Origin of the sequence: Rhodococcus sp. BP-332 (genome assembly GCF_019836065.1) — a bacterium.
In the GTDB taxonomy this organism is placed as follows: domain Bacteria; phylum Actinomycetota; class Actinomycetes; order Mycobacteriales; family Mycobacteriaceae; genus Rhodococcoides.
In genome coordinates, this window is record NZ_JABUEC010000007.1 from 86,292 (window position 1) to 98,953 (window position 12,662).

The window sequence follows — 12,662 nt, forward strand, 5'->3', positions numbered from 1 at the left end:
TCGACCGCGTACTACCGTGCTTTCACCGATCCGACTCGTTCCAAACAGGACGAAGGCACGGGCGCACGTCAGAGCGTGTCCCGCGAGATCTGATCGGACACCGAATGGGTGTTGTCGGCCGAGATCTCCCGCGTACCGGACCGGGAGATGAGATCGTCGATGCGCTGGTCGAGGCCCACGGTGCGCTGCACGGCGTCCAGGCTCCGGTGCTCGATCTCCGCCACCGCGATCTCGTCGACCACGCGTGACAACGCGGCGACCCGGTCGATCACCTGATCCCACACCGGGATGAGATCGGCTCGGCGCACGAGCACCTCGCGTCGACCCTCCTCGTCCACCATGTCCCCCTGCGCCTCGAAGGCCGCGGTGAGTTCCGCGTCCAACTGGGCGAGTGCGACCACGTCCACTGCGATCTGCACCAGTTCGGTTCCCGGGTCGAGCTGCGCCCGGGCCACCGCGAACAGGTCCGAGCGCCAGATCCGCGAGGAGAGGATCCGGTCGTGGTACATCCCGGCGAGGAACAGCAGGGTGTCGTAGCGATCGGCGAACCGATCCGCGTCCGTGCCCGCGAGGGTGCGGACGACGTCGGCGCCCCGCGCGTGCAGCGTGTCGAGGCGCTCCGCCGCGGCGCCGCCGAGGATCCCTCGGGCTCGCGAGAGTGGACCGGGTCCGACACCGAGCGGAGTCGGCGTGTGCCGCAACGCCTCGAAGAGGGCGGTGCGCTGGTCGACGTCGAGGTGGATGCCCTCGCGCCGCTCCCGGCGGATCGCGCGGACCCCCGACGCGTAGTGACCGGAACTCATCACGAACCGCGTGCGGTACGACCCCAGTCGACGTTCGAGCAGCACGTGCCGTTGCAGCAGAGCCAGGCGCGTGGGCCCGGTGCGCAGTACGGCCGTGCGACCGTCGATCCAGTGCAGCTCCTCCGTGATCAGCCGCAGGGTGCCGAATCCGCCCAGTGCGGGGAACTTCCGGCCGGCGCGCAGGCGCATGAGCGCGATGCCGCGCGTCTCCTCGTCGAGACGACCCAGTGCGACGAGCAGCGCGGCGCGGTCGGACAGCGGCTCGTGAGCGCGTCCGGACCGGTCCGACTCGATGCGCGTCGACTCGGCGATGGTCCGCACGGTGTCCGCTCGACGGGCACGCATGTCCGCGGGGTCACTCGTCACCGTTCTCCACCTCCCCTACCGATTCTGCAGGTGCCACCAGTGTTCCAGATCGAGTCGGGACACGGTTCTCACGTCCGCGGCCACCCCCGCGCGGCACTACCATCGAAGCGTGACGAACATCGAACGACTACGCCACCTCGCCGGGCTCCACGGCGTCGCCACGTCGTACGAGGGGTGGGACAAGGCCCGCCGCGACGTCGGTGAATCCACCCTCCGCTCTGTCCTGACGGCGCTCGACGTGCCCGTCGACAGCGACGACGACATCGAGACCGCGATCGTCGATCACGACGAGGCACCCTGGCGGCGCACCGTGCCGGCGGTCGTCGTGGTCACGTCCGGCAAGGACCACCACGTTCCCGTCCACGTGCCGCACGGGACGTCCGTGGCGGTCACCGTCGAGCTCGAGGACGGCGGCACGCGCGAGGCGGCTCAGCAGGACGTCTGGGTCGACCCCCGCGAGATCGACGGCGCCCTCGTCGGCCGAGCCACGTTCGCCGTCCCGGTCGATCTCCCGCTCGGATGGCACACGCTGCGCGCGGAGGGGGACGACGGTCTCGAGGCGTCGTGCACGCTGGTCGTCACGCCGGCCCGTCTGTCCACCGCCGAGGCACTGTCCGATCGTCAACGATGGGGCGTACTGGCGCAGCTCTACTCCATCCGGTCCGCACAGTCGTGGGGCATCGGCGATCTGGCCGATCTGGCCGACATGGCGGCGATCCTGGGCGGCGAGCACGGAGCGGACTACGTCCTGGTCAATCCGTTGCACGCCGCGGCGCCGCGGCCACCGATCGAGGCCTCGCCCTATCTGCCGACCACCCGTCGATTCTTCAATCCGCTCTACATCCGCGTCGAGAACATCCGCGAGACAGCGATGTTGCCGCGCGACAGGTATGCCCGCATCCGCGACACCGCGCGCCGACTGCACCGCGCCGACGGTCGCACGGACGATCTGGACAGGGACAAGTCTCTGCGCGCGAAACTCCGTGCGCTCGAAGCGATCTTCCTCGTTCCGCGGAGCGCGTCCCGCCAGGCCGCGTTCGACGAGTTCCGCGCCGCGGAGGGCGTGGGCCTGCACAACTTCGCCACGTGGTGCGCACTGACGGAGAAGCTGTCGCCGGACGACACGCGATGGCAGACGAAGGCCGCCGCCCCCGGCACGCCGTGGGTCCAGCGGCAGCAGGCGAAGCTCGCGCATCGCATCGAGTTCCACAGCTGGCTCCAGTGGATCTGCGACGAGCAGCTGGCCGAGGCGCAGGCCACCGCGCACCGGGCCGGAATGGCCATCGGTGTCGTGCACGATCTGGCTGTGGGAGTGCAGCTCTCGGGTGCCGACGCCTGGTCCCTGGGTTCCGCACTGGCCGAGGGCGTGACCGTCGGCGCTCCCCCGGACGACTTCAATCAGCAAGGGCAGCAGTGGAACCAGCCACCCTGGCGGCCCGACCGGCTGGCCGAACTCGGGTACGCACCGTATCGCGACATGCTGCGCACCGTGCTCAAGCACGCGGGCGGGCTGCGGGTCGACCACATCCTCGGACTGTTCCGGCTCTGGTGGATCCCCACCGATGCCGAGACTCCCGCGGGCGGCACCTATGTCACGTACGACCACGAGGCGCTCATCGGCATCCTCGCGCTCGAGGCGGAACTGGCCGGCGCCGTGGTCATCGGTGAGGACCTCGGCGTCTTCGAACCCGTCGTCCAGGACTACCTGGCCGAGCGGGGCGTGCTGGGCACGTCCATCCTGTGGTTCGAGCGGGACGACGACGGCCCCATCGCCCCGGAGAAGTACCGCGAGCTGTGCCTGACCTCGGTGACCACCCACGACCTGCCGCCCACCGCCGGGTACCTGGCGGGTGAGCACATCGATCTGCGATCGCGGCTCGGCCTCCTCGAGAGAGCCGTCGACGAGGAGCGTGCGCAGGACGAGGAACAGCGTGAGTCCGTGCTGGACCTCGCGCGCGAGCGTGGCCTGCTCGCGGACGGTGCGTCCACCGGGGAGACGGTCGCGGCGCTGTACCGGCTGATCCAGCGCAGCCCGTCCCTGCTCATCGGAGTGGCACTGGTGGACATGGTCGGCGAGCACCGCATCCAGAACCAGCCGGGAACCGACGAGACCCAGTATCGGAACTGGCGCGTTCCCCTCGCCGACGCCGCGGGCCGCGCGGTCTCGGTGGAGGACCTGCGGCGCGCGGACCCGTTGGTGCAGTACTGAGACGCCCTCACCCCGCCGACGCGGCGGGGTGAGGGGTGGTCGTCAGATCGCGCCGAGCAGGGACTCGTCGTCGCGCTTCTCGCCGCTCTTCAGCATCTCGCGCGCGGTGTCGAGTCCTTCCCACACGTTCCACATCAGCACACCGCGCAGCACGGAGTCGTCGTCGAGGTAGTACACGACGCCCTCCTTGCCCGGCGTCTTCCAGTCCTCGACCGTCCTGAGGTCGGTGCTCATCGTGCCCACCGCCTGGTAACCGTTGTCGAACACGTCGGAGTAGAAGTACGGCGTGTACGTGTACGGCTCGGTGGAGCCGGCCATGATCTTGCCGACCGTCTTTCCCATGCTGTTGGCGTTGTCCACGTGCTCGATGCGACGACGGCCCAGGATCGCGTCGGGGTAGTTGGCGACGTCGCCCGCGGCGTAGACGTGCTCGTCCGCCGTGCGCAGGAACTCGTCGACCACGATGCCGTTGTCGACGTCGAGCCCCGACTTCTCCGCGAGGTCGGTGTTCGGCGTCACGCCGAGCCCGAAGACCACCGCGTCGGCATCGATCGTGGAACCGTCGCTGAGGGTCAGCGACACCGCATTGCCCTGCTGCGCACCGGAGTCGACCTTCACACCCGTGCGGACCGTGACGCCGTGATCCTCGAAGTCCTGCTGGAACACCGACGCGAGGTCCGCGGGGAACATGTGGCCGCCCACCACGTCGTCACTGCTCACCAGGGTGACGGTGACTTTGTTCTGCGCGAGCGCCGCGGCGATCTCGGTGCCGATGTAACCACCGCCCACCACGACGATGTGGGTGCCCTCCGTCGCCAGCGCCCGCAGGCGCCGGTAGTCCGCGAAGGTGCGGAAGTAGACGACCCGCTCGGACGGACGCAGGTCCAGCGTCGTCGGGGTCGCCCCGGTCGCCAGCAACAGCGATCCGTAGTGGTGGGTGTCCCCCTTGTCGGTGGTCACCGTGCGGGCGTCGCGATCGATCGACGTGACCGTCGTCGACAGCACCAGCGTCGCACCCGTCTCCTCGGTGCCCAACGGCACCTCGTCGGTGGTGAACTCCGCGTCGGTCCACAGCTTCTTGCTCAGCGCGGGGCGGGTGTAGGGACCGTCGACGTCGGAGCCGACGACGAGGATGCTGCCGTTCTCGTCGTGCTCGCGGATCCCCTTGGCGGCGTTGTCGGCCACCATTCCTCCACCGACGATGACGTAGTCGTACTCGGACACGTTGTACCCCTCTTCATGAGCCGTGCGCGCCGACCGAGTCGGGCCGTGCATCACCTGCACAGGGAGTAGCCGATGCGGGCTCCGCGGAAACCCGACCGTGTCGTACCTGCGTGCTGTGATGAGTTCCGACGCTCGGCCGAGTCACATCCGACGGGCGCATCGTCGTGTCACGTCCGGAAGGGAAGTCTCATGGCCTCACGCAGTTCGGGTGCCACCGCCATCAGCGCGGTCGGCCTCGTCAAACGGTACGGGGGCGTCGACGCACTCGACGGTCTCGATCTCGAGGTGCCCGAGGGCACGGTCATGGCACTGCTCGGGCCCAACGGTGCCGGGAAGACCACCACCATCCGCGTGCTCACCACACTGCTGCGGGCCGACGCCGGCACCGCACGGGTGGCGGGGCTCGACGTCGTTGCCGACGCGGCGGAACTCCGCTCACGCATCGGCGTCTCGGGGCAGTACTCCGCGGTCGACGAGTACCTGACGGGCTTCGAGAACCTCGACATGGTCGGTCGGCTGTACCACCTCGGGAAGAAGCGCAGCCGTGATCGGGCACGTGAACTGCTCGAACGGTTCGACCTCGTCGAGGCGGCCGACCGGCCGGTCAAGGGCTACTCGGGTGGGATGCGCCGACGCCTGGACCTGGCGGGCGCCCTCGTCGCCGATCCACCGGTCCTCTTCCTCGACGAGCCCACCACCGGGCTCGATCCTCGCGCCCGCCTCGAGCTGTGGTCGGTGATCGAGGAACTGGTGCAGGGCGGGACGACCCTGCTCCTCACCACCCAGTACCTCGAGGAAGCGGACCAGCTGGCCGACGAGATCGCGGTGATCGATCGTGGTCGCGTCATCGAGCGCGGCACCGCCGACGAACTGAAGTCGCGAGTGGGCGGAGCCAGGCTGGAGTTCGCCTTCGACACGGACGGCGATCTGACGACGGCGCAGGGCGTCATGGAGCGTTTCGCACCGGGTCAGGTCACCTCCGATGCCGCGTCCCGGCGGCTCACGGTCGGTGCGGACGACGGGACCACCACGTTCGTCGACGCGCTGGTCCTGCTCCGCGAGAACGGCGTCACCCCTGCCGACGCCTCGCTGGGCAAGCCCAGCCTCGACGACGTCTTCCTCACTCTCACCGGCCAGACGTCGACCCGGCCCGACGCGGCCGATCAGCAGCCCAGCGGACAGGAGACGGCCCGATGAACTCACCCACCACGGCGCTGAGCGACGGCGCGACCATCGCCCGACGCAACCTCATCAAGATCAAGCGCGTCCCCGACCTCATCGTCTTCACGCTGCTGTCGCCGATCATGTTCGTCCTGGTCTTCGCGTACATATTCGGGTCGGCCATCGAGATCCCCGGCATGTCCTACCGCGAGTTCCTCATCGCCGGCATCTTCGCGCAGACCGTCATCTTCGGGTCCACGTGGACCGGCCTCGGGCTCGCGGAGGACATGCAGAAGGGCATCATCGACCGCTTCCGCTCCCTGCCCATGGCTCCGTCCGCGGTGCTCGTCGGACGGACCAGCAGCGACATCGTCATCAACGTCATCAGCCTGGTCGTGATGTCCCTGACCGGTCTGCTGGTCGGCTGGCGCATCCGGTCGTCGTTCTGGGAGGCCGCGGCAGGATTCGGTCTGCTGCTGCTCTTCGCCTACGCACTGTCCTGGGTGATGGCGGTGATCGGGCTGTGGATCCGGACGCCCGAGGTGTTCAACAACGCCAGCTTCATCGTCATCTTCCCGCTGACGTTCATCGCCAACACGTTCGTGCAGAGTCAGGATCTGCCCGGGATCCTGCAACCCATCGCCGAGTGGAATCCTGTCTCCGCCATCACGCAGGCGAGCCGGGTGCTGTTCGGGAACACGAACCCGACGATGCCGCCTCCGGACGCGTGGCCACTCCAGCACCCGGTGCTCGCGACGGTGGGATGGTCGATCCTCATCCTGATCGTCTTCGTACCGTTCGCCATCCACCGCTACACCAAGGCGGTGAGCCGCTGACGTGCTGAGCCGGGGCGGCCGCACCTCGCGTTCACAGCCTGATCACACGAAGTTCGTGTAGAAATTATCTCCTGTGACGGCAACCAGACCTTCTGCGGAGACTGCAGCGGCCGCCCCGTCCGGCGGGGCGCGCCGACCGCAGGAGATGCTGCGTCGCGCCCGCCGCGCGGACATCGCGGTCCCGGCGATCGCCTTCCTCCTTCTCGCCCCGCTCTACAGCGCACTGTCCGTGGTCGGTCAGCACCAGCTGCGCACCTCCGGTTTCGACCTCGGCATCTTCGTGCAACAGATCGCCTCGTACGCACGCCTCGACGCGCCGACGTCGGATCTGCTGGGCACGGGCTACAACACGCTCGGTGATCACTTCTCTCCGATCACCGCACTGCTCGCGCCCTTCTACCGACTCGCCCCTGTCCCCGAGACCCTGCTGATCGCCCAGGGCGTCCTGTTCGCCGTGGGTGTCGTGCCCCTCTCCCGGTGGGCGTGCCGCAGCCTCGGCACCGTCGCGGGCATCGTGGTGGCCCTCGGCTACGGACTGTCGTGGGGCCTGCAGTCGGCACTGAACTTCGACTTCCACGAGATCGCCTTCGGCGTCCCGATGCTGGCCTTCGCCATGGCAGCGCTCGGCCAGGGGCACTGGCGTGCCGCGGTGGCGTGGACGCTCCCGCTCGTCTTCGTCAAGGAGGACATGGGGCTGACCGTCATCGTGATCGGCGCCCTGATCGCCTGGTGGACCACGGGCCGCACACGGATTCTGGGCCTGGCGACGGCCGCGTGGGGCGCGGCGTGGATCGTGCTGGCCATCACGGTGGTCATACCGCTGCTGAGCGCCGACGACGCCTACGGTCAGGGCTCGAAACTTCCGCCCCTCGGTGAGGGCATCGCCGACACCACACACGGTCTCGTCAGCGGGGACTCGCGCGCCGCGACCGTGCTGCTGCTGTTGGCCGTCACCGGCTTCGCAGCACTGCGGTCACCGTTGACGCTGGTGGCAGTACCCACCGTCGCATGGCGGTTCCTCAGCGACAACACCAATTTCTGGAAGCCTATCTTCCATTACAACGCGATCCTGATGCCGATCCTGTTCGCCGCGTTGATCGATGCACTCATCCGCGGTCGGCGTGACATGCACCTGTCACCGCGTGCCCAGAGAGTGGTGCTCGCCGCCGTCGCCGCCGTCGCTCTGGTCGCGCTGCCCTTCCAGCCGCTGGCTCGGCTCGCCGACGCCGACGGGTGGCGCGTCGACCCGCAGGTGACCACCGCGAGAGCCGTGTCGGCATCCATACCGCCAGGGGACCGCGTGTCGGCCTCCAACAACCTGGTCCCGCAGTTCGTGTCCGACCACCCCGTCTCGGTGTTCCCGCAGCGGGAGACCGATTCCACGACACCGGACTGGATCGTCGTGAACATCGGCCGGCCCGCCGGGTGGCCCAAGGACGAGTCGGGCGACAACACGGCGATCAGTGCAGCTCTCGCGGACGGTTACTCGGTCGTCTCCGACGTGAACGGCATCCTCGTACTTCGTCGGTGAGGGGTCAGCGTCCGGGAACGGGATTCGTCCAGCCCGGGTCGGGTGCCGCGTGCCGACCTTCTCCGGACGGCTGCACCGACTGCGGCGCGGTATCGCTCGCCGACGGCGGAGCCGGGTTGCTCACCGACGGCGGAGCCGGGTTGCTCACCGACGGCGGAGCCGGGTTGCTCATCGTCGCAGCTCTCGGCGACGGCTGACGGGGCTCGTCGTCGTCACCGGGAGGCGGCGACGGAGGATCGATCGGGTCGCGATCCGGATCGGGGCCGGTGTGCGGCCCATGACCACCGGACTGCACCTGGGGAGTGGCGGGGAGCGGCGCGGGGCCGGGACCCGGTGCCGGGTCGGGGCGCGACGGTGCGGGGTCCGGCTCGGGAACCGGTGCCGGTGCGGCAGGTGCCGTGACGGCCGGCGTCGGCTCGGGAGCCTCCTCGACCTCGACGACGTCGGCGACGTCGTCCACCACCGGAGCCGGGGGCGGCGCGGGGGGCGGCGGTGCCGTGTCGACCGGCGGCGCGACCGGCTCGGGTGCCGTGACCGTCGGGGCGGGCGGCGTGACGCCGGGGATCTCGAACGGGAGCGGCGGAAGCTGGAAGACGAACGGTGCCGGCGCCGGCGCGGTGCCGTTCTGCACGGCTGCGGCCTGGTCCTCTCGCCGCTCCCTCCGCTCGTCGGCTTCCTGCGCCGCGAGGTCGTCGGCTGCCTGCTTCGCTTCCTTCTCCTGGCGTTCGCGTTCCGCGTCCTCTGCCGCGCGCTCCTTCTGCGACAGTTCGTCGCGACGCCTGCTCTCGGCGACCTTCTCCGCCGCCGTGTTCGGTTCGTCGTTCACCGATGTCGGGGCAGCGGACGCCGCGGGAGCGACGAGGACGGACGCGCAGGTCACCAGCCCCCAGGCACCCAAGGCCATCGCAGTCGCGGCGAGACCGGATCCCACTGTGTGTCGGCGGCGTACGGGCGCGCGGTGCGTCATCGTGTGTCTCTCTCGAGTCGTGGCGGGAGGAGGGCCGGAAGACGGATCACGGAGCGGGACAGACGCCGGTGCAGTCGATCTTGCGGACGATGGCGAAGCCGTCGTCGTCCTCCCGCACCGTGAACTGCTGGTCGTACCGGAACTCCCGGCCGTCCGGAACCGTGAGTGTCAGGACGGCGTCGAAGACGAGCGGGTCGGAGGTGGGCGCCACGTCGATGCGGTGCCGTATCGCCGGGTCCACCGCGTCGATGGATCGCTGCAGATCGGCCACCGTGGCGTCCACACCGGCCGTGTCGGACAGATCCCAGAGCGCTGCGGCCGCTGCGGCGTCGCGATCTCGGTAGTACAGATCGTCGTAGCGCACGATCACGGCGGGACCACTCGCGCGGGCAGCATCGATCGGCGGCGGCGCCGCCGACGCGGTCTGATCGGCCGCGTCCGCACCGACACCCGCGGTGGCGACCGGGACCGGTGCGGAATCCGCGGGGGCGCGCTGCATCATGACGGCGGTGCCGAGTCCTCCCGCGACGAGAAGGGCACCGAGGGCGGCGAGGGCGGGAAGTCGCCCGCTGCGACGACTCGGCCGGGTGTCGGCAGAGCGCGCGCGCAGTGTCGCCGTCGTGCTGTCGAAGGAGGGTGTGTGGTCGTCGGCGTGCAGACCCGGGTGCGCGTCGGGAACGATCGGGCGTACCGGCCCGCGCGTCCGCATCACGACGGCGGCGACGTGCGACCAGGCGCGGCGAACGTCCGCATCGGAGTCCGACGTGGACGGCACGTCCAGCACGGTGCGGACGCCCGCATCCCCGAGCACGCGTCGCAGATCCGTGGAGCCGGACCGCGAACCGGCATGTACCGCATCGTGTTTGACGACGACGATGCGATCCGACCAGGAGTCACGGCCGCTGCCGCGGAGCGAGTCCATCAGTGCCACGACGCGCAGTGCGGCGGCCTCGGAATGGGGAATCGGGACGACGATCGAGTCCGCGTCGTCGATCATCGCGACGAAGTACGGCTCGTCGCTGCGGGCGTGCACGACGACGGTCTGCCGGTGGTGCGTCAGGACGGTCAGAACGGCCTCGATGGCGTGCGGGTCCTGCAGCGACGCATCCGCTCCGAGAGCATCGTGCCCTTCGGGCCGGGTGTCGACGTAGTGGGACAGTGCTCGCGGATCGCACTCGGGTGCCACCAGAGCCTCGACGTCCTCGGCGATCTGCGCGGCGGCACCGTGCCCGGTGGCCTCACCGGCCAGATCCCAGGCGATCACGCCCCCCGGCCGACGCTCGCCGACCGCGGCGGACATCCCGGCCAGCGCATCGCTGCCGAGATCCTCACAGAGACCGATGTCGGCGATCACGATGCGGTGTCGGACGGGGAGAGCGCCGGACAGGACCCGCCGATCCTCGCTCTCGGTCGTCCCGGGGTGCGAGCCGAACAACCCGCGGCGGTGCGGTCGCGGTTCGTGTTCGACGCCCGGGGTGAGGAATGTGGACACTAGGCGAGCTCGTCGCGGCTCGGTGCCGAGGTGGACCGGACGACGGGCAGGTGGTGACGACTCCTCATACCCTGTCCCCCGTCCTGTTTTCACCGCCTGTAACGGTCCCCCCGACCGTAGTCGAGGAGAATATAGCGCACACGCACGACGTGCGGGCAGTGCTCGGAGAACCGACTGCCACGAGACGCCGCGCGCGCGGTGGATCAGGAGTGACCGAAGGGCACCGGCGAGTCGCGACGCAGTCCGCTGGCCCGCAGCACCCGGCGACGGACACCGGCGCGCACCGACTCCTCGCTGCCGATGATGCGCACGGTGCGGCGGGCGCGCGTGATGGCCGTGTACAGCAGTTCCCTCGTCAACAGCGACGACGTCTCGTCCGGGATGACCACCGAGACGGTGTCGTACTGGCTTCCCTGACTGCGGTGAATCGTCATGGCGTACACCGTCTGCACGGCCGACAGCCTGCTGGGATGAACGAGGAACGGAGTCGACCCGCGCGCGAACGCGGCGACCACGCCGCCGTGTCCGTCGTCGACGACCACGCCGGTGTCGCCGTTGTAGATACGGTTGTCGTGGTCGTTCGTCGTCACCAGGAGCGGTTGCCCGAGATACCACTGTGCGGCGTCGAGGAAGGTCGAGGTGTCGGCGCCCACGCGGTCCATCGCCCACCGTGCCCAGTGATCCACACCGGAGGGGCCCTCGCGGTGCGCGCACAACAGGCGGTGCCGCTCGAGAGCGGCGAGGGCCGCGGCCGCATCACCGGACGCGGCGGCCGCGGTCACGGCCCGAGCGGTGGAGACCACATCGCGTTCGAGCGACGACACGTCGGACCGCGGACCGAACTCGAGGGCGGGATCGCCCGAGTTCAGCAGGCGCACCACCTCGTCCTCGTCGCCGTCACGCACAGCGACGGCGAGATCGGCGATGACACCGCCGAACCGACGCCCGCGGCTCAGTCGCACGGTGCCCGCGGCGAGTCGGCGCACCTCGCCCGTCGAGAGACTCTTCTCCGACGAGTCCCCCGCCGCCGGGACGGACCCGAGGTCGGCGCCCACCAGGGCGGTGACCACCTCCGGCAACGCCGCCGTCACCGGCCGCGCGACCAGATCGGCCAACACCGCGCCCGCGTCCACCGAGGTCAGCTGGTCGGGATCGCCGACCAGTACGAGCCTGGTGTCGGCGCGGACCGCCTCCATGAGTCGGCTCATCAGCGTGGACGACACCATGGACGTCTCGTCGACGACGACCACGTCGTACGGGAGCCTGTTGTGTGCGTCGTGACGGAACCGACTGCGGCTGCCGGGCTGCCAGCCCAGCAGCCGATGCACCGTCATCGCCGGGATGTCGTCTCGCAGTCCGAGTTCCGGTGCCTGCTCGGCCACCGACTCCTGCAGTCGCGCAGCCGCTTTCCCGGTCGGCGCGGCGAGCCCGATCCGTAGACCGGGGCCGTGCACTGCGGTGAGCAGAGCGAGAATGCGCGCGACCGTGTGCGTCTTGCCCGTTCCGGGGCCGCCCGCGATGACGGTGGTCCACCCGGTCACCGCGAGTGCCGCCGCGATGCGCTGCCTGTCGGGCACCTCGGTGCTCGGGAAGTAGGTGGCCAGTCCCTGCCGCACCGCCTCCACGTCGACGGCCGGCGCGTCGAGTGCGCGCGCCGCCAGCACGTCCCGGATCACTTTCTCCTGCAGGTAGTACCGCTGCAGGTAGAGCAACGGGCCGTCCGCGGTGTCCACCACGAGCACCGGTCGCAGCGGACCGCTCTCCCCGCCCAGGACGAGTGGGCTCGCCCGGAGGGCGGCCACGACCGCCGCGTCGTCCGGCCACGGCAGAGCGTCCGTGTCGACCCCGTCGTCGGCCGTGACGTCGCGCAGGCGGGTCAGGTCCAGGCACACCGAGCCGACGCGCACCGCGCGCACGGCGAGTGCCACGGCGAACAGCGCCAGTTCGTCCCGTTCCCCGCCGAGCGCGCCGAGTCGGAGGGCGACGTGCACGTCGGCCGCGGTGAGGACGCCGACGTCGTTGAACGCGCGCAGCACTCCCTTGCCGCGCTGCGCGACAGCGCCTGGGTACACC

At 70.0% G+C, this 12,662-nt stretch carries 9 protein-coding genes; 4 read left to right on the top strand and 5 right to left on the bottom strand.

Annotated features, from left to right (window positions below):
- Positions 1-68: 68 nt before the first annotated feature.
- Positions 69-1,169 (bottom strand): hypothetical protein, encoded by a 1,101-nt coding sequence (locus HQ314_RS21015; protein ID WP_222651208.1) that lies wholly within the window; start codon positions 1,167-1,169, stop codon positions 69-71.
- A gap of 109 nt (positions 1,170-1,278) precedes the next feature.
- Here HQ314_RS21015 and malQ point away from each other — a divergent pair, with 109 nt between their 5' ends.
- Positions 1,279-3,378, top strand: a complete 2,100-nt coding sequence (gene malQ / locus HQ314_RS21020) for a 4-alpha-glucanotransferase (protein WP_222651209.1) — start codon at positions 1,279-1,281, stop codon at positions 3,376-3,378.
- A 42-nt stretch (positions 3,379-3,420) separates the two neighbouring features.
- Here the strand turns inward: malQ and HQ314_RS21025 are convergent, their stop codons facing one another.
- The gene (locus HQ314_RS21025; protein WP_285184642.1) at positions 3,421-4,602 is read right to left on the bottom strand and encodes an NAD(P)/FAD-dependent oxidoreductase; all 1,182 of its coding nucleotides are present in this window, start codon (positions 4,600-4,602) and stop codon (positions 3,421-3,423) included.
- Positions 4,603-4,791: 189 nt separating this feature from the next.
- Between HQ314_RS21025 and HQ314_RS21030 the strand changes: the two genes are divergently transcribed.
- From HQ314_RS21030 to HQ314_RS21040, 3 genes are all read left to right on the top strand, one after another.
- Positions 4,792-5,799 (top strand): daunorubicin resistance protein DrrA family ABC transporter ATP-binding protein, encoded by a 1,008-nt coding sequence (locus tag HQ314_RS21030; RefSeq protein ID WP_027504945.1) that lies wholly within the window; start codon positions 4,792-4,794, stop codon positions 5,797-5,799.
- Complete coding sequence (locus HQ314_RS21035) at positions 5,796-6,599, top strand: ABC transporter permease (RefSeq protein WP_027504944.1); 804 nt, start codon at positions 5,796-5,798, stop codon at positions 6,597-6,599. The genes HQ314_RS21030 and HQ314_RS21035 overlap by 4 nt, the downstream gene beginning before the upstream one ends.
- A gap of 73 nt (positions 6,600-6,672) precedes the next feature.
- On the top strand, positions 6,673-8,130 hold the full coding sequence (locus HQ314_RS21040; protein WP_222632764.1) for a DUF2079 domain-containing protein: 1,458 nt from the start codon (positions 6,673-6,675) through the stop codon (positions 8,128-8,130).
- Between the two features lie 4 nt (positions 8,131-8,134).
- Here the strand turns inward: HQ314_RS21040 and HQ314_RS21045 are convergent, their stop codons facing one another.
- From HQ314_RS21045 to recD, 3 genes are all read right to left on the bottom strand, one after another.
- Positions 8,135-9,097 carry a hypothetical protein gene (locus HQ314_RS21045; RefSeq protein WP_222651244.1) on the bottom strand — a complete coding sequence of 321 codons (963 nt, stop codon included), beginning with the start codon at positions 9,095-9,097 and terminating at the stop codon, positions 8,135-8,137.
- Positions 9,098-9,143: 46 nt separating this feature from the next.
- Positions 9,144-10,589 carry a hypothetical protein gene (locus tag HQ314_RS21050; RefSeq protein WP_222651213.1) on the bottom strand — a complete coding sequence of 482 codons (1,446 nt, stop codon included), beginning with the start codon at positions 10,587-10,589 and terminating at the stop codon, positions 9,144-9,146.
- A 203-nt stretch (positions 10,590-10,792) separates the two neighbouring features.
- Entirely contained in the window at positions 10,793-12,661 is a 1,869-nt protein-coding gene (gene recD / locus HQ314_RS21055; RefSeq protein ID WP_037185192.1) for an exodeoxyribonuclease V subunit alpha, read from the bottom strand.
- Between the last annotated feature and the right edge of the window lies 1 nt (position 12,662).